The sequence below is a fragment of the Cytobacillus sp. GQ23 genome, from assembly GCF_059758675.1.
In genome coordinates this window covers 89,730-111,675 of the sequence record NZ_JCAXER010000010.1, presented here as the reverse complement: position 1 = coordinate 111,675, position 21,946 = coordinate 89,730, and the positions used below count along the sequence as shown (strand labels likewise).

At 44.4% G+C, this 21,946-nt stretch carries 18 protein-coding genes; 1 reads left to right on the top strand and 17 read right to left on the bottom strand.

Going from position 1 to position 21,946, the window contains the following annotated elements; all coding sequences use genetic code 11:
• Positions 1–50: 50 nt before the first annotated feature.
• From AC6CHU_RS10470 to AC6CHU_RS10390, 17 genes are all read right to left on the bottom strand, one after another.
• Positions 51–1,301 carry a nickel pincer cofactor-dependent isomerase, group 22 gene (locus AC6CHU_RS10470; RefSeq protein WP_159863749.1) on the bottom strand — a complete coding sequence of 417 codons (1,251 nt, stop codon included), beginning with the start codon at positions 1,299–1,301 and terminating at the stop codon, positions 51–53.
• Between the two features lie 16 nt (positions 1,302–1,317).
• A complete protein-coding gene (locus AC6CHU_RS10465) occupies positions 1,318–2,592 on the bottom strand; it encodes a TRAP transporter large permease (protein WP_159863751.1) in 1,275 nt (424 codons plus the stop codon).
• Positions 2,593–2,621: 29 nt separating this feature from the next.
• Positions 2,622–3,173 (bottom strand): TRAP transporter small permease, encoded by a 552-nt coding sequence (locus AC6CHU_RS10460; protein WP_498121564.1) that lies wholly within the window; start codon positions 3,171–3,173, stop codon positions 2,622–2,624.
• A 68-nt stretch (positions 3,174–3,241) separates the two neighbouring features.
• Positions 3,242–4,261, bottom strand: coding sequence for a TRAP transporter substrate-binding protein (locus tag AC6CHU_RS10455; RefSeq protein WP_159863755.1), 1,020 nt, complete (start codon positions 4,259–4,261; stop codon positions 3,242–3,244).
• A gap of 152 nt (positions 4,262–4,413) precedes the next feature.
• Entirely contained in the window at positions 4,414–5,679 is a 1,266-nt protein-coding gene (locus tag AC6CHU_RS10450) for a TRAP transporter large permease (RefSeq protein WP_159863756.1), read from the bottom strand.
• Between the two features lie 23 nt (positions 5,680–5,702).
• Positions 5,703–6,236, bottom strand: a complete 534-nt coding sequence (locus tag AC6CHU_RS10445; RefSeq protein ID WP_159863758.1) for a TRAP transporter small permease — start codon at positions 6,234–6,236, stop codon at positions 5,703–5,705.
• A 65-nt stretch (positions 6,237–6,301) separates the two neighbouring features.
• On the bottom strand, positions 6,302–7,351 hold the full coding sequence (locus AC6CHU_RS10440) for a TRAP transporter substrate-binding protein (RefSeq protein WP_498121561.1): 1,050 nt from the start codon (positions 7,349–7,351) through the stop codon (positions 6,302–6,304).
• A gap of 465 nt (positions 7,352–7,816) precedes the next feature.
• Positions 7,817–8,930, bottom strand: a protein-coding gene (gene prfB, locus AC6CHU_RS10435; protein ID WP_159863762.1) for a peptide chain release factor 2 whose coding sequence is annotated in 2 segments (ribosomal slippage) — positions 7,817–8,857 and positions 8,859–8,930 — 1,113 coding nt in all. Because the reading frame shifts where the segments join, the coding sequence is not laid out codon by codon here.
• A gap of 113 nt (positions 8,931–9,043) precedes the next feature.
• Positions 9,044–11,557: a preprotein translocase subunit SecA gene (secA, locus tag AC6CHU_RS10430; RefSeq protein WP_498121559.1), complete on the bottom strand. Its 2,514-nt coding sequence runs from the start codon at positions 11,555–11,557 to the stop codon at positions 9,044–9,046.
• A gap of 193 nt (positions 11,558–11,750) precedes the next feature.
• Entirely contained in the window at positions 11,751–12,743 is a 993-nt protein-coding gene (locus tag AC6CHU_RS10425) for a nuclease-related domain-containing protein (protein ID WP_498121557.1), read from the bottom strand.
• A gap of 253 nt (positions 12,744–12,996) precedes the next feature.
• Complete coding sequence (locus AC6CHU_RS10420; protein ID WP_159863768.1) at positions 12,997–14,052, bottom strand: YecA family protein; 1,056 nt, start codon at positions 14,050–14,052, stop codon at positions 12,997–12,999.
• A 214-nt stretch (positions 14,053–14,266) separates the two neighbouring features.
• Complete coding sequence (locus AC6CHU_RS10415) at positions 14,267–15,106, bottom strand: DUF1028 domain-containing protein (RefSeq protein WP_159863770.1); 840 nt, start codon at positions 15,104–15,106, stop codon at positions 14,267–14,269.
• Between the two features lie 13 nt (positions 15,107–15,119).
• Positions 15,120–15,650, bottom strand: a complete 531-nt coding sequence (locus AC6CHU_RS10410) for a chromate transporter (RefSeq protein ID WP_251284070.1) — start codon at positions 15,648–15,650, stop codon at positions 15,120–15,122.
• Positions 15,647–16,222 (bottom strand): chromate transporter, encoded by a 576-nt coding sequence (locus tag AC6CHU_RS10405; protein WP_159863774.1) that lies wholly within the window; start codon positions 16,220–16,222, stop codon positions 15,647–15,649. The genes AC6CHU_RS10410 and AC6CHU_RS10405 overlap by 4 nt, the downstream gene beginning before the upstream one ends.
• A gap of 184 nt (positions 16,223–16,406) precedes the next feature.
• Complete coding sequence (locus AC6CHU_RS10400; RefSeq protein ID WP_159863776.1) at positions 16,407–18,017, bottom strand: gamma-glutamyltransferase family protein; 1,611 nt, start codon at positions 18,015–18,017, stop codon at positions 16,407–16,409.
• A 154-nt stretch (positions 18,018–18,171) separates the two neighbouring features.
• Positions 18,172–19,725, bottom strand: coding sequence for a glutathione ABC transporter substrate-binding protein (locus AC6CHU_RS10395; RefSeq protein ID WP_498121554.1), 1,554 nt, complete (start codon positions 19,723–19,725; stop codon positions 18,172–18,174).
• 16 nt (positions 19,726–19,741) lie between these two features.
• Positions 19,742–20,818, bottom strand: coding sequence for a M24 family metallopeptidase (locus AC6CHU_RS10390; protein WP_498121552.1), 1,077 nt, complete (start codon positions 20,816–20,818; stop codon positions 19,742–19,744).
• A 224-nt stretch (positions 20,819–21,042) separates the two neighbouring features.
• On the opposite strand from AC6CHU_RS10390, the gene nikC reads away from it, so the two are divergent.
• The gene (nikC, locus tag AC6CHU_RS10385; protein WP_498121550.1) at positions 21,043–21,942 is read left to right on the top strand and encodes a nickel transporter permease; all 900 of its coding nucleotides are present in this window, start codon (positions 21,043–21,045) and stop codon (positions 21,940–21,942) included.
• Positions 21,943–21,946 lie beyond the last annotated feature (4 nt).

The following is a 21,946-nucleotide window of genomic DNA, read 5'->3' as shown; positions in this document are numbered from 1 at the left end:
GAACACTCCTTATCTATCAATCTGCAAGTTTTCTGCAGAGACTCTTCGAATTAATTGAGCACTAATTCCCTGGGCTCGGACATAACTTCTAAATGGCTGTTTTGTTTCGCTTCCTCAATCAGACTCTCAGAGATCCAGATCTCTCCGATATCCAATGTATTCTTGATTCGAACAGCTTTTACCTTGTTTAAATCAAAGGCATTGCAGGTTTTAATCGCAGCCTTGACAGCCAGCTCTTTTGTTTCTAGCACCATAGGAAGCTTAATCACTTCTATCACTGTACTGGTCAATGCATTTGCATAGCCTTTTTCCCATATAATTTCATCCACTACAGCTTTGGTGGTCATATCTGCCATCCCAATGCCATTTGCGTTTCCATGCGTTTTTTCGGTCAGCCCCAGGACAACTGTTCTTTTTATATCCGGTCCGCCAGAGGCATACGGCGTGGCAAAGTTACCCGTAATATTCGGGTCCATCCCATCGCCGGAAATATCTTTTCCAAGCTCATCGACAATCAGCACATCGAACTCATCAAAATGGATTTTGGGCATCAAGGACTTTGCTTCCTTTAACAGCTCCGGCTCGGCTGTTTCCAGGTCCTCCGCCGGTACAGCAATAACTTTTGCTACTTTGTCATAAGCATTCTCAAGCGATGCCAATCCGAAAATGATTGGCGCTTTCGCTAAAGAAATTTTGGCCATTTCCGGCACATGCTCTGCCATATATTTAAAGCTATAGGCATGGGCAGCTTCCGCTCCTTTTTGCTTTCCGAGCCCGATTGTAATCATTTTCATGAGCCCGCTTTCGACTGGTCCGCGGAATGCTGTATGTGGCTTAATCCGGTTAATGACGACAATTTTGTCAGCTTCATAGGCATTTCGGTCAATGTAGACCGGAAGCCCATTTGGAAGTTTGCCAATTTGGACAACCTCCATAGAAGATTTAACAGGAGCCTCTACAGCTTCCTCCGTCACGCCAAGCTGGTGCAGCACATCAATCTGGCCTTCAGCTGTAGCACCGCCATGGCTTCCCATTGCCGGAACTATAAAGGGATGCCCGCCAACACGTCTAATTTCCCTGACGGTTTCCCGCACCAGAACAGGCAATTCAGCCAGCCCCCTGCTTCCTACTGCAATAGCAACGGAATCACCGTCATTTATTTTGGCCAGCACATTGGTTTCATTTAGGGTTTTCCGCACCTCAGCCGCCACATCTTCCAGTTGGGGTGCGGTAAATTTCTGTCTTACTTTCACCATTTTGGGAAGGGGGATATCTTTTAAAATTTCATTAATAATGTCCATTATCATTACTCCTTCATCAATTCAGCCATGCAAGCGGAACTGTAATAATTTCCGGGAATAGGATCAATAGAAGCAGCACAATGACATGAACGAGCAAGAATGGCCAAATTCCTTTCGTTAGGTCCACCAGGTTAATCTTACTAATACCACAGCCCACGTATAACACCGTGCCAACCGGAGGAGTGATTAATCCAATACACAAGTTGATTACCATAACAATTCCAAAATAAACTGGATCAATTCCGGCCATTTTAACAAGCGGCAGCAAAACCGGTGTAAAAATCAGGATAGCAGGTGTCAGATCCATTACCAGGCCAATCAATAATAGGAATATCATTATGACTATCATTAACAGCAGAGGGCTGCTGACAAGAGAACCCATGTAACCCGCAATCTCTGCAGGGACATTTGCGACGGTAATAAGCCAAGCTGATACCATGGCAGCAGCAGCCACAAACATCACAACACTCGTTGTTTTTGCCGAAGCGATTAAAACCTGATACAGCTCTTCCAGCTTCAGTTCACGGTAAATGAATAAGCCAACAAACAAGGCATAAAAGGCAGCTACCACCGCAGCCTCAGTTGGGGTAAAAACACCGCCCCGCAGACCGCCAATAATAATAACCGGGAGCATCAGTGCAAAACTGGCCTGCTGGATCGCCTTCAGGATTTCTTTAGCTGATTTCCTTGGCGGCAGTTCACTTGTATCCTTCCTTGACATAAAGAACCAGCCAATCATGAGCCCCACTCCCATCATAATTCCAGGAATGATGCCGCCCATGAATAAATCTGTAATGGATACTCCGGCGGTTACTCCGAATAATATCATCGGAATGCTTGGCGGTATAACAGGGGCTATAATACCGGATGCACAGATGATGCCGGTTGAGGTGTTTACGTTGTATCCTTTGGCAATCATCATGGGAATTAAAATCGCCCCAAGCGCCGCTGTATCCGCAACAGCCGAACCCGATAATCCTGCAAAAAGAATGCTGGCAATAATGGCTACAAAGCCAAGGCCTCCACGAATGTGCCCGACCAGAGCCATGGAAAAGTCTACAATCCGCTTGGAGATCCCTCCTGCATTCATCAGTTCACCAGCTAGAACAAAAAAGGGAATGGCCATTAATGAAAAGTTGTTAGCTCCATTGATCAAATTCTGGGCAACAATTTGGCTATCGAACGTACCCATGGCAAACATCAGCATAACCGCGCTGGCAAGCAGGGCAAATGCAATCGGCACCCCTAATGTCAGCGAGCCAAACAGTGACCCTAAAAAAACTCCAATCATATCGGATTTCTCCCTCCTCTCCTATACCGTTATTTAGCAATGATCCTTTCTTCCTGGTCAGGGTCAGCTTCTGCTGGAACATCTTGTGAGGATTGGATAATGGTCAGGTTATCAGATGCTCCCCGTATAGCCTTAAAAAGGCTTGCAATTATGATCAACATCATCCATATGCTGGATATAACTCCTATTCCATATAAAAAGGAAAGGGGCATGCCTGTTGCTGGTCCAGTACTGTTCATATTGAGAAGCGTCATTTTCCAGCTTCCCTCCAAGATCAGCCAAAGCAAATAAAGAACGATTGCATTACTGATTAGAAAGGCAACTTTCTGAAGTCCCTTTGGCAGTGCATTGACAACAATGTCCACGCCAAGGTGCATTTTATCCTTTAGTGCAGCAATGGCTCCCAGGAAGACCATCCAGACAAAAAAGTAGCGTGACATTTCTTCTGACCAGGTGAGACCAGAATTAAAAACATATCTCAAAACAACATTTCCAAAGACGGAGAGGGACATGGCTGCCAGTGAAAAGGCAATCGCGATGTTTAATAGTATGGTAGAAAAAGAGTTAATTTTGCTAAACACAGCTTTCTCCTCCCTGCAATTTTAGCTTGGAGGAATAAAGAGGTTTTTATCCTCCAAGCTTATGCTAGTTACTCTGCTTCCGCACGGATGCGGTCAGCTAAGTCCTTCGCCCATTCAAATTCACTGTAGATCTTTTCATATAAAGGCTGTGCTGCTTCTTCCATCTCTGCTGAGAACTTTTCTGAAGGAGCTGTAAACTTTAATCCATTTTCTTCGAGAAATTTCTTATCTTCTTCATAGCTCTTTTCAAGGAGTTCAAATTCATAATCTGCTGCTTCCTTTGACGCCTTTTCGATAATTTTCTGCTGCTCTTCCGTCAGACCGTTCCAAAAATTACTGTTGATGATATACAAGTTAGGGCTGAACATATGCTTTGATTCCAGAATATCGCTTTGTACTTCATACCAGCCGGATGCCCGGACTGTAGCAATTGGGTTGTCCTGGCCATCTACCACTTTTTGCTCCATCGCTGTAAATACTTCAGAGATTGGGAGGGGTGTCACATTGGCACCAAGTAATTTTCCCAGTTCAATATAGTTCGGTATATTCGGCATTCTAAGACGGAGTCCATCAAGATCTTCTAAACTATCAATCGTTTTGTTTGAGGAAATCATTCTAAATCCATTTGCACTCCAGGCAAGGGGCTTTACACCATGCTCAGATTCAAGATCTTCTGTCAATTCGTCGCCAATCGGCCCATTCAAAACCTTTTGGGCATGGTCGAAATTTTTAAATAAAAATGGCCATTCCGGGGCGGCCATTTTCGGAATATCCGCCTGCATAATCAAACCCGGAATTCCCATTTCAATGGTTCCGTTGCGGACACCATCATAGAATTCCTTCTCGGCACCCAATGTACTGTTCGGGTAAAGCTGAACTTCCAGCTCGCCGTTAGTCTCTTCTTCTACGATTGTTTTAAACTTTTCTTTCAATGCTACGTTTTGGGGATGGTCCTCAGCAAAGTAATGAGCTACCTTAATGACCTTTTTCTTTTCTCCTCCTCCTGCTTCCTCGCCGCCACAGCCTGTGAGGAATAAGAAGCTTGCAAGCGCAGTGACTGCCAATCCATATAACTTCTTGTTTTTCATCTTCATCTCCCCTTCATTCGTTTTGCTGCAACTATCTAAAGCTGTTAAATGTTCTACAATATAAAACAGAGTTTTGTAATATATACAAAAAGGAAACAGCTATTTCTTTATGAAAATGCTGTTTAATACCTGCAATGCACTGACTTGCCCATTTATAAGAACAGCAGGGAAATCTGCGGAACGACGATAATAAGCAGCAGTGTAATAACCATGGCAAAGAAAAACGGCACAATTGCCTTGGATAACTGTTCCAGTGACAGCCCTGAAATCCCAGCACCCACAAACAGGTTTACACCAAGCGGCGGTGTTATGAACCCAATTGCCAGGTTAACGATCATAATAATCCCGAAGTGAATCGGATCGTATCCAATTTGAATGGCAACTGGCAGGAGGATTGGCGTTAAAATGATGATTGCTGCAATCGTGTCCATAAAACACCCTACAATTAAGAGCAATAACGTAATGAGCATCATGATGATAAGCGGTTCGCTCGAGATGGATATCATAGCTTCAGCAATTTGATTTGGTATTTGTTCAAGTGTCAGTAACCGTCCAAATGCTGTAGCAGCTCCAACAATAACCAGAACTGATGCAGTCGTTAAGGCAGAATCAACAAATATCTGCGGCAAATCTTTGAGCTTCAATTCTTTATATACAAACACACTGACGATTAAGCCGAAAACAACAGCAACAACTGCTGCTTCTGTTGGTGTAAAGATACCGCCATATATGCCCCCTAAAATAACAATCGGGATCATGAGCGCCCATTTAGCCTGCCAAAGAGCTGTTAGGATGCCTTTTAATGTTGTTTCTTGATTTGAACCCGTGTAACCCATTTTTTTAGAGTGGATATAAGAATAAACCATTAATCCAATTCCCACTAATATCCCAGGAATGATTCCGGCAATAAACATATCCCCGATTGAAACACTCCCGGAAACACCGTATATAACCATTGGAATACTCGGTGGAATGATGACGCCAATTGACCCCGCTGCTGCAACAACTGCAGTTGCAAAACGTTTATCGTAGCCTTTTTGAACCATTGCCGGTATCATAATTCCCCCGATTGCTGCAACGGTTGCCGGACCGGAACCGGATATAGCTGCAAAGAACATACAGGTGATGATGGTTGCCATCGCAATCCCGCCTGTTTTATTGCCAACCATTGAATCAGCTACATTAAACAGGCGTTTGGATATTCCGCCCTTCCCCATAATTTCGCCGGCGATAATAAAGTATGGAACAGCCAGCAGCGGAAAAGAGTCAACTGAGTTGGTTAATTCTTTCATCAGGAATTCCACTGGCATGCTGCCGGTATATAAAATGGTGAATAATACAGCCAATCCGATTGCGATTCCTATTGGAACAGTTAAAAATAGAAATGCGGCAAATGAACCAAATAATACCCCCGCCATTCAGATCCTACCCCCTTTAAAGTCTAGATCACATTTATATTTTGTTCGGCATCTTTTGGCAGTACATGTGTTTTATCAAAGTTTTTAATCGATATAATATTGCCGATTATATTTTGAATCAGGCGGATGCCCGCAAGCCCCATGCCAACTGGTGGAGCAAGGTATACAATGCCTGTCGGAATTTGAAGTGCAGGTGTTGTCTGTCCAAACATCAGCAGCTGGGATGCAATACCGTAGCCATAGAACACTACATATACACAGAATACTAAAAAGAGGATATTAGAGATGAGTGAAAAATAGATTTTTGTTTTATCTTTAAAAAGAATAAGTGCTGCATCCACTTTAATATGGCGATGATGCTTGACAGCATAGCTGATACCGATATAGATAAGCCAGATAAAGCAGTACCGCGCAAGCTCTTCTGACCATGACAGTGAATTTGACATCACATAGCGCATAAAAACCTGTATGAAAATGACAGCAACCATGATAGCCGATAAAACGAATAGTATGTATTTCTCAAAGTTATCATCCAGCCACCTTAGTACTTTAAGCAAACTGATCGCCTCCCTCTTTCAGAAGCGGCCGGCCATCAGGGGACAACCGGCTGCTCGTTTTATATTTATTTTGCCTTATCAATTTCAGCAAAGAACTCGTCTACAATTTCAGCTCCGATTTTCTCTTTGTATTTATCAATAACCGGCTTCACAGCTTCCTGGAACTTCTCAAATTCACCCTCTTTGATTTCTGTAAAAGTCATTTCTTTCTTTAGCGTTTCAAGTGACTCGTCGGCAACCTCGCGTGTGCGCTCACGGTTAAACTTACCTGCTTCTATTGCTGCTTTCGAGATGATATCCTGCTGTTCTGCAGAAAGCTCTTCCCAAACCTTTTTGCTGAATAAGAAAATAAAAGGTGTGTACACATGATTTGTATTGGAAACATGTTTTTGAACTTCAGGATATTTACTTAATAAAATCGTTGGATATGGGTTTTCCTGTCCGTCGATTGTCCCCTGCTGTAATGCTGTGAATAATTCTGTGAATGCCATTGGAGTTGGGTTTGCACCAAGAGCTTTCCAGGCATCTAAATGGATTTCATTTTCCATGGTGCGGATCTTCAATCCTTTAACATCCTCCATACCTGCAACTGGTTTTACATCATTTGTTAAGTTACGGAAACCATTTTCCCACCAGGCCAAACCAACTAATCCCTGCTGATCAACCATCTCAAGCATCTTATCTCCAAAAGGGCCATCCAATACCTTATCTACCACTTCTTCATTCGGAACCGTGAACGGAAGATCGAAAACACCATACGCCGGAATAAAGTTTACAAGCGGTGAAGTAGATGGAATGGTTGCATCAAGCGTACCGAACTGAAGCATTTCAATCGCTGACCGGTCATCGGCAATCTGGCCGGAATGATAGACTTCCACTGTTAAATCATCTGACTCTGCTTCAACCAGCTCTTTAAATTTCAAGGATGCCTCATATTCCGGATGCTTGTCATTGACCCCAATACTAACTTTGATTGTCCGCTTTCCCCCTTCTCCACTGGCACTATCAGATCCTTTTTCAGTAGCACCGGTCGAGTTTGATCCACCTCCGCATGCTGCCAATACCATCGTACTGAACATAAGAATACTCAAAAATAAAATAGACAACTTCTTCATCAATCTTCCCCCTCAATATTTTTAAAAATGATAGTACTCTATGTTTGCGCTATCATTGGAAGTTCATAAACGCCGTTCGAATTAATAAAACGCTTTCAAAACACTTCGAAAATTTTGTAAGTCTATCACCCCTTTATGCATTTTGTTTTACATTATAAAACTCTGTTCTGTATTTATGAACATATTTGTATTTTAACGTCAGCTTATTTTATTTGTCAAACTATTTTTTATATTCTAAAATGAACGTGTATTTAAAACTATTTCAATAAAGTGGTTAGAATATATGATGCTATGAAGCATTAAAGGGGAAAAGGATTTAATGATATACTGAAAAAACATTTTTAATGAAGAATTTTCGGCGTTTTTATACTTGGCCATTCTCTGAAAATCAACTTTCAGCTTTTATTCTGCACAAAAAAGCCAATGCCGGTCTCTCTGCCGGCATTGGCTTCTTATCTCCTGGTATTAATCCTCAGGCAAAATCAATTTTGACCGCAAGTATGCGTTAATAAACTGATCCAGGTCACCGTCCATAACTCCCTGGACATTACCTGACTCCGTGTTGGTACGGTGGTCTTTCACCATGGAGTATGGGTGGAAAACATAAGAACGGATTTGGCTTCCCCAGCCGATGTCTTTTTGCTCACCGCGGATTTCAGCCAATTCTGCTTCCTGCTCCTCGATTTTCTTTTGATAAAGCTTTGCTTGGAGCATCTTCATGGCACGTTCCCGGTTTTTGATCTGGGAACGCTCTGTCTGGCAGGTTACCACGACATTTGTCGGCAAGTGGGTGATACGGACAGCAGAGTCAGTTGTGTTGATATGCTGACCGCCGGCACCGCTTGCACGGTATGTGTCAATTTTGAGATCTTCTGTTCGGATATCAATTTCAATTTCATCATTGAATTCCGGCATGACTTCACAGGAAACAAATGAAGTATGGCGGCGTCCTGATGAATCAAATGGAGAGATCCTTACAAGACGGTGCACGCCTTTTTCTGCCTTCAAGTAGCCATACGCATTATGCCCCTTGATGCTAAGCGTAACACTCTTGATCCCCGCTTCATCCCCCGGCAGATAATCAAGGGTTTCCACCTTAAAGCCTTTCTTTTCAGCCCAGCGCGTGTACATGCGAAGCAGCATACTGCCCCAGTCCTGTGACTCCGTTCCGCCTGCACCTGGATGCAGTTCAAGAATGGCATTGTTTTTATCATATTCTTCGCTTAAAAGAAGCTGAAGCTCGAAATCATTCAGGCGCTTCACTAAGTCCTTAAGCTCTTCCTCAAGCTCAGCCTGCAATTCTGCGTCGCTCTCTTCTTTTACCAGCTCATAAGTTAATTCCAGATTCTCAAAGGCTTCGTATAAATTGTGGAATTCCACTACCTGGTCCTTCAGTGAGTTTGATTCACTGATAACAACCTGTGCTGCCTGCTGGTCATCCCAAAATCCGGGCTGCAGCATGACATCGTCAAGCTCAGCGATGCGTGCCTCTTTGTTTTCTAAGTCAAAGAGACCCCCTAAAGTCCGCTAAAATCTTAGCTGTTTTTTCAAGTTCATTCCGAATATCTGCTAATTCCATTTTGGTCACCTCAAAAAATATTTTTTCCTATTATAGCGTGATTTTCTGTAAAAGCCTATGCCAGGCTTTTTCCAAAGAGAGGAGCCGGCAAAGATGTTGCCGGCTCTTGTGGTTTATTTCTCTGCACCACAGCAGTTTTTATACTTTTTGCCGCTTCCGCAGATACATGGATCATTGCGTCCAACATCCATCTGCTTGACGACAGGTTTTTTCTTAACCTTTTCACCGTCTTCTTTTGGGTTGACGGCCTGTCCTTTGGCCACTTCCTGGCGCTCAAGGTTGTTGCGGATTTCAGCTTTCATGATGTACTTGGCTACATCCTCTTCAATGGATGCAATCATGTTTTCAAACATGGCAAAGCCTTCTGCCTGGTACTCGCGAAGCGGATCGGTCTGGCCATAGGCGCGCAGATGGATTCCCTGGCGAAGCTGATCCATTGCGTCGATGTGATCCATCCACTTGGAGTCAACGGCCCGAAGCACGATGACCTTTTCAAATTCACGCATTTGTTCAGGGCTAAGCATTTCTTCTTTTTCATCATAGCGTTCTTTCACCTTGGCAAAAATGGTTTCGGCGATTTCCTCCGTATCTTTGCCGCGGATGTCATTTATAGTAAGGTCACCTTCATTAAGAAGGTTTCCATTTACATAGTCAATGATCCCCTGCAGGTTCCAGTTATCCTCATCTTCATGTCGAGGTGCATATCCTTCTATATTGCGCTGGATGCTGGTCATGATCATCTTTTCAACAATCTCTCTCAAGTTCTCAGACTCTAGAACTTCGTTTCGCTGACCGTAAAGAATCTCACGCTGCTGACGAAGAACATCGTCATAGGAAAGCAGCTGCTTACGGGCATCGAAGTTGTTGCCCTCAACGCGTTTTTGCGCAGATTCAACAGCTCTTGAAACCATCTTACTCTGGATTGGCTGAGAGTCATCCATACCCAGACGTTCCATCATCGATTTCATATTGTCAGAACCGAAACGGCGCATCAATTCATCTTCCATAGAAAGGTAGAATTGCGTGACACCCGGGTCTCCCTGACGTCCGGAACGTCCGCGGAGCTGGTTATCAATACGTCTGCTTTCATGACGCTCTGTCCCAATAACACAAAGACCGCCTATTTCTTTAACACCTTCACCGAGCTTAATGTCCGTACCGCGTCCTGCCATGTTAGTGGCAATCGTTACAGAACCCTGTTTACCTGCGTCAGCAATAATTTCAGCTTCACGGCCATGGTTCTTCGCATTCAGGACGTTATGAGGAACACCTTTTTTGCTCAGGTATTTTGAAATGATTTCAGATGTTTCAATCGCAACTGTACCGACAAGCACAGGCTGTCCTTTTTTGTGGCGCTCGGCAATATCTTCTACTACCGCACGGAATTTGCCATCCATTGTGGCATAAATTAAATCCGGCCGGTCATCACGGGCAATTGGACGGTTTGTTGGAATCACGATAACATTCATATTGTAGATATTGCGGAATTCCTCTTCTTCCGTTTTCGCTGTACCAGTCATACCTGCCAGCTTTTCGTACATACGGAAATAGTTCTGGAAGGTAATCGTTGCAAGAGTCATGCTTTCGTTCTGGATTTCCAGGCCTTCCTTCGCTTCGATTGCCTGGTGAAGCCCATCGCTGTATCGGCGGCCCTTCATCAGACGGCCGGTAAATTGGTCAACGATTACAATTTCATCGTCCTGAACAACATAATCAACATCCAGGTGCATGCTGGAATGCGCTTTTAACGCCTGTGTAATATGGTGGTTCAGTGCAACATGCGAAATGTCGAAAAGGTTATCGATTCCAAAAGCCTTCTCTGCTTTCGTCATTCCTTCTTCAGTCAGCTGCACGCCTTTTGTTTTTTCATCATACGTGTAATCTTCATCTTTTTTCAGGCGGCTGACAAACGCATTTGCCTGAATATAAAGCTGTGTAGACTTTTGGGCGGAACCGGAAATGATCAGCGGTGTACGCGCTTCGTCAATAAGGATGGAGTCAACCTCATCGATTACAGCATAGTGAAGAGGGCGCTGGACCTTCTGCTCTTTGTAAAGAACCATGTTATCGCGAAGATAATCAAATCCCAGCTCATTGTTTGTGCTATATGTGATATCAGCTGCATAGGCAGCCTGCTTTTCTTCTTTGGAAAGTCCATTCAGGTTAAGGCCAACAGTCAGTCCGAGGAATTCATAAAGCTGACCCATTTCTGTGGCGTCACGGCTTGCAAGGTATTCGTTGACTGTCACAACGTGAACGCCTTTTCCAGTTAGGGCATTGAGGTAAACCGGCATCGTTGCAGTCAGGGTTTTACCTTCACCTGTTTTCATCTCGGAGATGTTGCCGTCATGAAGGGAAATCCCCCCCATTAACTGAACCGGATAAGGGTATAAGCCAAGAACGCGCTTCGCTGCTTCACGGACAACCGCAAAGGCTTCAATCAGCAAGTCATCAACGGTTTCTCCCTTTTGGTAGCGGGCTTTGAATTCTTCCGTTTTTTCGCGCAGCTGCTCGTCCGATAATTTTTCCATATCAGATGCAAGCGCATCGATTTGTTCTGCCATTTTGGTGAGGCGTTTTAGTTCGCGTTTATTTTGATCAAACACTCTATTTAAAATCCCAAGCATTAAAAACGCTCCTTTATGTTGGATAGGACAGCTCTTTATCTTGTGCTGACCATATCTGGTTTCAAAGTTAATATCATTGCACAGGTAGTATAGATTCGCTTTTTCTCGGCAGAATCCTCCCATAAAAAATCACAATATTTCTTATTAATATTACCACTTTGAGAGGGGGGTGACAACTTATGGCGCATGCGGGCTATTCCAGATCTTTAATTTGCTGATATTCTGGTTTCGGTAAATACACTCTTCCTTTTTTTGAACCGGAATGCGGCAGTTTACTGGCTGAGATAAGTTTTTTGGCTATATTTCCTGAAGAAATTTGGAGGAATCTGCAGATGTGCCTATTTTTCAATGGAGAATCATTGTTTAGGAGGAATAAGTCCTTAATAGCTGAAACGTGAGCACTCTTGTCTTTGGATTGGCATTTGGTGCAAAACCATGTTCCATAATGGCGTTTCATTGGATATGAAGAGCAAACTCTGCAGATAACTCCTGTTTGTATATCAGATCTTGAGATTTCATAATGCTTTAGGATATCAAAATTTTTGGGGGTGTGTTCTTTTAGAAGAGAGCGGGCGATTTTCTTCATATCTTTTGGAGATAAGACTTCCTTTTTATATGCAGCCTTTATATTTTCAATACTTTTCAGAAGGAATTGAACATGAAGAACTCTTTGGTGCATTTTCGCGTGGCCTGGTGCGGTTTTAAGAATGGTAGAGGGTTTGCTGATGATGATGAAAAACTCAATCGGGATATTGATATTGCGTTTTAATAGCCATTTTTTGATTTCAGAGCATTGTACTCTGGCTTGCTCTGCCGGATTTGGATAGCCTTTGACTTCACCTTTGCGATTTGTTTGGATTAATTGGTTGAAATCAGGATCAAAATATAAAGTTCCGCCATAGTTTTTCACTTCTAAAATTAAAGCAAATGAATGGCTTAAGATTAGCGTGTCAATCTGAAAAAAATGTGTCCCGTTTGAGAGGCGCAGATCATGGAGGATTACATACTCTTTTTCCGGCAGTTTGCTTAAGTGGAAGTCAACGGCTTGCTCACCTTTATAACCTGCTAATCTCTTCGTTTGATCTGATTCGATCATGAACCTCTTTGGGTGATTTTTTGAAATTCTTTTCAGCAATGCGTGATTTTTTTGGATTCGGACAGGGATAAATCGGTCTTTTTCAATCAAAAGCAGCACTCCTTTTTGGTTATGACAATACAATTCGTGTAAGGCATCAGATTTCCCTGCTGTTTGGCCTCATTTTTGCCTCACTTTCGATGACTAAATGGGATATCAGTCTGTTGGCCAGGTATATCGGTCATATTTCCTAGTTATCGGCTTCTTTCTAGATTTATCGGTCAGTTTTTCAATTTATCGGTCAGTTCGGGAAACATCAGCATTCCCGTAAAAATAAAAAAAGAGAGCAGCAATGCTCTCCATTTTACGAATTCGATGATTCAATCAATTCAATAATAGTTTTCTCGACAGCGTCATAAATCTCGCCATAATAATTAGAAACCCGGTTTGCGCTAATGCCGTATAACTCTCCGAATTCTTTCTGGGTGAGATTTTCCTTTACAGGGGCTATTGTACTTACAAGGTATCTCAGGCCAGCTACATAGTTATCAGGCTTTTTAACCTGTTTGCCGGTTTTCTCGAGGTACTCCATCCAAAGTGAAATCCCCATGCCGATCAGCCATGGTTCCTCTTCAGCCTTTTCCATATCGTTCCGGAACATGTCGGCAACCTGCTCAGCACCCTTGGTAGGCCAGTCGAAATTGTCCATATTGGGGCCAGCCAATGATTTTGGCGTGTCATTCATTAGGTCAATGAGGAACTCAGCCGTGTATTCTTCAGGATTCTCATATCCGGATTCTTCGAAGGAATACTGAATGTAATCTGCAAACTTCGCAGCATTATCTCCCGGCAGGTCAAATATTGCAGGAAATGCCACATACTCTTCTCCATAAGGAAGCAGCATGGCAAAGGCAAAGTTCCCTTCAGTAACTTCCATATCACCAAATAGGGAGACATTGAACACCTTCCCGGTCAGACAATCCTCGATAACTGCTTTATCTTCAGTCACTTCAATTAATTTTCCAGCAGCAGCTTTACTGTCCTCCCACGACTTTAAAATGTTTTTTGTACGAGGGCGAATAACGGAAGGCAGCTTGTAATGAATGAACTCATCCATTACAGAGTCCATATCTTCAAGTTCTCCAAAAAGAATGTACCAGAAAGAGTGCACAAATTCATAGAACTCTTTTTCCTGCGGCTCAATGTCTTCAAGTATTTCCAGAAGATCCTTGAAATCCTCTTTCATGTCTTCCGCAAAATGAGTTAGTGCATAGACCCTTGCTTCCTTTTGAAGCTCAAGGACTTCGTGGTTCAATACATCCTTGATTGAAACCGCATCTCTGCTGCCGCAGCACTTTTTATATTTTTTTCCGCTCCCGCATGGGCACGGTTCGTTTCTGCTTACTTTTACTGTTGACATCTTTTAAATCTCTCCTACCAAATTCGTTTAACTCTACTATCCTAACATTTATCAGCCATTTAGGCATTAATCAAGAGGATTTTACATTTGGCAGGTTAAGGAAGCTTATTTTATTAGTTGGAATTAGCTGATTTTCCTCAATTGAGTCCTGTCGGCTTTCCAGCAGTTCAATAATAAAAAAACGGAGAGCATCACACTCTCCGCTTTCCCTTTTTCACAGTTTTTTCATATATGCCAGGACATCCAAATCAATTTTTCCCGCTTCCTGTTCGCGGGCTTCGAAATTTTCGGTATGAATAAAGGCCGTTAATGCTTTGATTAGCTGTTCATCACCCTGGCCGGCCTTCAAATACTCGAGCCTGGTTAACTCCCGTACGAGCCCCTCTTTTATCTCACCTTCAATCGCCGTAATCCGTTCAGCCTTTGCCGGCGCAAAATAGAGCTGCTGCAGATGATAAATCCGGATCAGCTCGTTAATCGGCTCCGGATGATCATCAACCCTTAAGTCTATGTAGCGGTCATTAAATCCACCATATCCACCGGCTTCTTTCACTACAAGAAGAGCTGCGGATTGCTGGCCCCGGCTGTCACCGCCGGCTGCCTGGCCTGCATTCAAGGCGGCGAGCAGACGCTCAGCCAGAGTGCCGTCTGTGCTGATAAACGTCTGGCCCATAGCCTCAACCGTTGTTTCATCCACCAGGATATTTCCCTGCGCGGCAAAATGAGTCCCTACCATGCCTCCAGCCCAATCATAGCAGCCTTCTCCAGTGAATGTTGCCGGGTTGCCCATGCTATCCAGCAGTCCGACCTGACGGAGCTCTTTCTCGGGATCATCTTTCGTAATGATTTCCAGTGCTTCTTCAGCCGTTTTACCTTCTTCCATCAATTGCAATGCACGGGGTCCGTATGAAGTATTGGCGTAGGACTGTGTCGCAACGGCTCCAATACCTGCTTTTGCAAAGGGCACTACTGCACCAACGCCGAGAAATTTTGATTGAACCGCGATTCCCCATTCTTTTTCCTTCGGATCGTATCCAACGATGGAAAACGTCATATTAATTCTCCTCCTATCCTAGAACAAGTCCTCCGTATACGAGTGCACCCGCGATCACATAAGCCGGATGAACCTTAAGCCTTTCCATTAAAAAAAAGCTAACCAGCCCGATAAAGAGCGTCTGCCAGATGCCTGCACCTTCGTATGCTGAAAATAAAAAATCATATGTCATAATGCCAAGCAGAACCGCGATAACTGGCCGGATATAAGTAGTCATCCGTTTGACCCGTGGTGATTCCTTATACTTCATAAGAAGCCCGAGCAGGGTAATCATCAAGATCAGTGATGGAGCTACAGTGGCAAATACTCCAACAATGGCTCCGAGGATTCCACCCTGTTCATATCCGATATAACCAGCCATTTTTGTGGCGATCGGACCTGGCAGTGCATTGCCCATTGCCAGCATTTCACTGAATTCATTAGTTGTAAGCCAGCCATAATGGTCGACCACTTCATTTTCAACCAATGGAATGGACGCCGGGCCCCCGCCGTATCCTAGAATCCCTGGAATGAAGAATGCCAAGAAGATCTGAACGTAAATCATGCGAGATTCCTCTCCTTTTTTGCTTCATTTTTACCAGCCTTATCTTTCTTCAGGAGAGCCGCTGTCAGTAAAACAAATATGATAATCGCAGGATGAATGTTAACAAATTCAAGAAGAACTAAGCTCACGGCTACAAAAAGAAGGGTCCAGCCCCAGCCCAGCGATGATTTCGAGGACTTTTTAACAAAGTCCCAAGTCAGTGTGGCCAGCATCACGGCCACAACAGGCACGACTGCCTTTGTCATGCCGGCTACCCATGGCTGGTCTTTGAATGTATTTAATGCGGTAAGAAGAGTAATCATAAGGACAATTGTTGGTACCATCGTCGCTGCAAGAGCAGTGACCATTCCAAGTAAGCCGCCAACACGATAGCCGATATAGCCAGCCATTTTTGTGGCAATCGGGCCTGGGAGAGCGTTGCCCAGTGCCAGCACATCGCCGAATTCATCCGTATCCATCCATTTATATTTATCAACAACCTCTTTATGGACAAGCGGAATAGATGACGGACCGCCGCCATAGCCGAGAATGCCTACTCTAAAAAAAGCCATAAAGATGTCAACCTGCTTCATGATGCCTCCACCTCTTTTCGTTGTTTTCGGTACCAGGTACCTGTACCACCACTAGACCAGTTGGGTATCACTGCCTCCGTGTCCGGGAAAAGCAGATGAAGGAGCGGCTTTTGTCCGGTCCGCTCCCCTTTACCTTTTATATGGTTATTTTACGCTTATATGCGTGCGGCTTCCTCACTTTTTATTACCAGGCGGCGATTGATCCGTCTGTTCTCGATTCTGTTCCGCCTATAAGCACGCCTGTTTTCGGGTCACGCCAGATAATCTGGCCGCGGCCGAATCCGCCTGTGTCAACAGTCACCTCGATTTGATGACCTTTGCGAACCAATGCCTGAGCAATATGATTAGGGAAGTGCGGCTCCACCTGGACCTTTTTCCCTTCAATCCACTGCCACCTTGGGGCATCAAGGGCTGCCTGCGGGTTCAAGTGGAAATCAACTGTATTCATAACCACCTGCATATGGCCCTGCGGCTGCATATAGCCGCCCATCACACCGAACGGTCCAACGGCCTCGCCGTCTTTTGTCAGGAAGCCAGGGATAATCGTATGATACGTTTTTTTGCCTGGCTTCAGGGCATTATGGTGCTCCGGATCAAGAGAGAAGTCGTGCCCGCGATTCTGAAGGGCAATGCCTGTTCCCGGAACGACAAGGCCGGATCCAAAGCCCATATAATTGCTTTGAATGAAGGAAACCATATTCCCTTCACTGTCGGCTGCTGCCAGGTAAACAGTTCCCCCGCGCGGCGGCTGATATGGCTCAGGCGTTACGGCTTCTTCGCCGATTTCGCTGCGGCGGGATTCACCATACTCCTCCGAGAGCAGTTCTTCAACAGTCACTTTCATTTCCGCAGGATCTGTAATAAATGCCTTGCCGTCTGTGAAAGCTAACTTCATCGATTCAATTTGTTTGTGGTATGTATCAACCGTATCTTTATCACCGAATTCAAAGCCTTTAGCAATGTTTAACCCTAAAAGAGCTACAAGCCCCTGGCCGTTCGGCGGGATTTCCCACACATCATAACCGCGGTAATTTACGTTAATGGGATCAACCCATTCTGCCTTGTAATCAGCAAGGTCTTCCTTTGATAAAAAAGCATTGTATTTTTTTGAAAAAGCATCGATTTTATCAGCGATCTCTCCGCGGTAAAAGCTTTCTCCGCCTGTTTCGCCAATAGCTCTTAAAGTAGCAGCATGCCCTTCAGAACGCCAAACCTCGCCTGCTTCAGGTGCCCTGCCATCCGGAGCAAAAGTTTCAAACCAATGCTGGAATTCGTCGTCCGTCAGAATCTGTTTGAACTTTTTATACGCATACTTCCAGTACTTGCCGAGGATCGGCGTTAAAGGATAGCCCTTTTCCGCATAATCAACGGCAGGCTGAAGGACTTCTTTTAACGGAAGCCTGCCGAACCGCTTGGAAAGCTCAGCCCACGCTGATGGAGCACCAGGCACTGTAACCGGCATCCAGCCGTGCGTCGGCATTTTTTCGATGCCTCTTTCCTTTAGGGCTTCGATGGAAATGGACTTTGGAGCAGGGCCGCTTGCATTCAATCCATGCAGTTTCCCTTTCGTCCAGACGAGTGCAAATGCGTCGCCGCCGATTCCGTTAGAAGTCGGTTCAACCACAGTAAGAGCCGCTGCTGTGGCAATTGCTGCATCTATGGCATTTCCGCCTTTTTTCATGATATCTAATCCAGCCTGAGCTGCTAGCGGCTGAGACGTTGCGACCATGCCGTTATTTGCCATGACGGTCGTTCGCTGGGATGAATATGGATGGTGCTGGAAATCAAAATTCATGGAGGTCACCTCTGGAATTATTGGTTAGTTTCGATTATAGCAAATTATTAAACTATTAACGTTTTAATTGGATTAAAAAATTTCGGATCTTGAAATATCTGCGATGAAAGGAGCCGTACCCTTATGGCTACAGCTCCTTTTTTGAGTTTGCTTTTTATTCAACCGTAACCTTTTCAAGCATGTACAAACCTGATGGATGCATCCAGAAACCTTTGACATTGCTGCCGATGACGGCAAGGTCTTCATCATTGCGAAGGAAGACAATTGGTGCTTCTTCCATCTCAATTTTTTGGGCTTCTGCATAGAATTCAAGACGTTTCTGTTCATCTGTTTCCTGGCGGCCCTTGTCAATCAGCTCATCCACTTTCGGGTTGCTGTAGAATGAGCGGTTTCCAGGATTGCCTCGTGCGTCACTGTGGAACAGAAAGTACTGATTATAATCCGCATCTCCGGTCATGTTAGACCATCCAAGGATAAACATATCATGGTCGCCTTTTGCTGTGCCCTCAAGGTAAGCGCCCCACTCCACTACTTTGGTTTCCACTTCAATGCCAATGCCTTTTAATTGAGACTGAACGACTTCTGCCACGTCCATACGAGCTTTATTATCATTTGTCCAGATCGTTGTTTTGAAGCCGTCCGGGTAACCGGCCTCCGCTAAAAGCTGCTTCGCTTTTTCAAGGTCATATTTATAGCCTTTAAGATCAGCGTTATGACCCCAGATGGCAGGTCCCATCGGAGCTGTTGCCACTGTCCCTACATTATTATAGACACCTTTTACAATCGCTTCTGTATCAATCGCATAGCTAATGGCCTGGCGCACTTTTACATTATTGAATGGTTCTTTTTCTACGTTAAAGCCGATATAGTCCACACCTAACGCATCACTGCGCACAAGCTCCATGCTATTGCTGTTTTCGATGCGTTCTACTTCTGTTACTGGCACAGGCTCTGCTATATGCGCTTCCCCTGTTTCAACCATGGCAATACGGGTAGAATCTTCCGGAACCACCTTATATGTGACAGTTTCCATTGAAGGCTTTTCGCCCCAATAATCTTCGAATGCAGTCAATTTAATTTCCTGTCCAGGCTTCCACTCACCAAGCTTGTAAGGGCCTGTCCCAACCGGATTTTGACCAAGGTTCTCTCCTGACTCAATGGCAGCAGGGCTCATGATGCCTGCTGCATAGTGAGCCAGGTTGGCCAATAGCGGTGAGTATGGGTATTCTGTTACTAATTGAACAGTGTGATCATCAACTGCTTTTACCTCTTTAATCATTTCAAATAGGTTAGAACGCGGTGAAGCTGTTTCCTCAGAAAGAACACGTTCAATTGTTTTTTGAACAGCTTCTGCAGTAAAGTCAGTGCCATCATGGAACTTTACTCCTTCACGAAGCTTGAATTCCCATGTAAGATCGTCAAGCTGTTTCCATTCAGTAGCAAGCGCAGGCTGGATTTCCATGTTTTCGTCCTGCTGCACAAGGCCTTCATAAATTTTTCCATGATACACATTCGCAGATGGAATATCAGTGCCAAGATGCGGATCCAATTTAGTTGCATCTGACAGGACAGCAATAACAAGATCTTTATTTGAAGCATTTGAATCACTGCTGGAAGCTTCAAGGCTTCCCGGATCACTGCCGCCTGAGCAGCCGGCTAATAATAAAATCAGGGCGGCTAACCCCAGCCAAAAACTTTTCAATTTCATCTTCTTTACCCCCTGTTTAATATGATATCACTTGCAGGTCCTTCGTTGATTTGGTGAAGTTTACATGGCCTTCTTTCGTAATTGCAACAAGGTCTTCTATCCTGACCCCGCCAAACCCTGGAATATAGATCCCCGGTTCAACAGTAATGACCATCCCTTCCTGAAGAACCGTCTCATCTGTCGCTCTCATGGCAGGCTGTTCATGAATAGCAAGGCCTAAGGAATGTCCCAGACTATGCCCAAAGTTGCCGCCATAACCTGCTTCACGGATAATGCCGCGGCCGACTTCATCAAGCTCTCTGCACGTTTTTCCAGGCCCGATTGCCTTTAAGGATTCCTCCTGTGCGCGGCGGACGATATGATAAATCTCCAACTGCTTTTCAGATGGATCTCCCACAACAACTGTCCTCGTAAAATCAGAAAAATAACCGTTTACGATGGCGCCGTAATCCATTTTGACAAAATCTCCGGCCTCAATCACCCGGTCAGTAGCCTGGCCATGGGGCAGGCAGGAACGCGGCCCTGAAGCAATGACATGATTAGGCTTAATGCGTTCGGCACCCTGCCTTTTCATGAAGATCTCAAGTTCCAGCCCGATATCCTTTTCAGTTATGCCGGGACGGATGAAATCCAGGATGTGCGTGAAAGCCAGATCGCAAATTTCAATCCCTTTTCGCATGTTTTCAATTTCTTCTTTATCTTTAATCATGCGGATTTCGTTTGTTGCACAGGTAACGTCCACAAGCTCGGCTTCCGGAAGCCTTGTTTGGATCTCCAGATAAACTGATGCCGGTACATCCCCAAGTTCAAGGGCAAGTGTTCCGTTTTTAATAGTAGAAGAAAACGAATCACAAACCATTTCGATCAGGTTTTGCTGATGCTGGATCACTTCGAAATCGGGTGCCTGATCCTTCGCCTGGTCCACATAGCGGAAATCTGTAAACAGCTTCTGGGACTCCTCTTCTATTAAAAGAGCGCCTGCTGTGCCTTTGTATCCAGAAAAATAGTATCTGTTTTCAGGTGAGTATATAAAAACACCCTTCCAGCCATTTTCCGACATTTTCCTTCTGAGCTTTTCAATTCTTTGTTCCATACCTTCCCCCCTAATATATATGAAATATGTAAAATCAATTGGGACTGGGTTAGTCCCTCATTTGTTAAGGTTGTGTCCATTATAGGAAAAAAAATTAGACAATGTTTTCGTTATTTTGTCGAGTTTTTGTGAATCTTTTACTTTATCTTAAAATTCAGACAAAATAGTCAATAATTTTGATAAATTAGTTCTCAACCAATAAGACACATGGGGGGAACTAAATCATGAGCATAATTGCAAATCCTCAGGAAACAGCCAAAGCTCCAGTGCCTGTAACTAAAAGGAAGGCTAGGGGAGCCGATCTGGCAAAAGCTCTCATCAACAATAAAATGTCGCTTGTGGGCGGCAGCATTGTCCTTCTTTATATTATTCTCGCTGTCCTTGCACCGCTTATCTCGCCTTATGATCCATACGAAATTGACCTTGTTAACAAACTGCAGCCTCCTTCTGCTGACCATATTATGGGAACTGATGATAAAGGCCGCGATATATTAAGCCGTATTTTGTACGGTTCGCAGCTTTCTCTGGCAGTTGGGTTTATCTCCGTCTTCATCGGAGCATTGTTTGGAATAGTTTTGGGGATTATTTCCGGTTATTACGGGGGCTGGGTAGATACGATTATCATGCGCTTCATTGACGTGCTGCTTGCATTCCCGGGACTGCTGCTTGCATTAGCCATTGTCAGTGCGCTGGGGCCAAGCCTCATTAATGTTATGATCGCTGTCGGTGTCTTTTCAATCCCTACTTTTGCCCGTATTGTCCGCGGCTCGACGTTAAGTGTTAAGAAAATGGAATACATTGATGCCATAAGGGTTTTAGGGGCAAGCGATCTGAAAATTATCTTTGTTCATATCCTGCCAAATATCATGAGCCCGATTATCGTACAGGGGACATTGCGCCTGGCTACATCGATATTATCAGTCGCCGGCCTTTCCTTCCTCGGAATGGGAGCACAGCCGCCAACTCCAGAATGGGGAGCCATGCTGAGCGATGGCCGCGACTTCCTGTTCACAGCACCGCATATCGCACTATTTCCGGGCATAGCCATTGCACTGATTGTTCTGGGCTTTAATCTATTTGGGGACGGACTCCGTGATGCACTGGATCCGCGAATGAAAAACTAAGGAG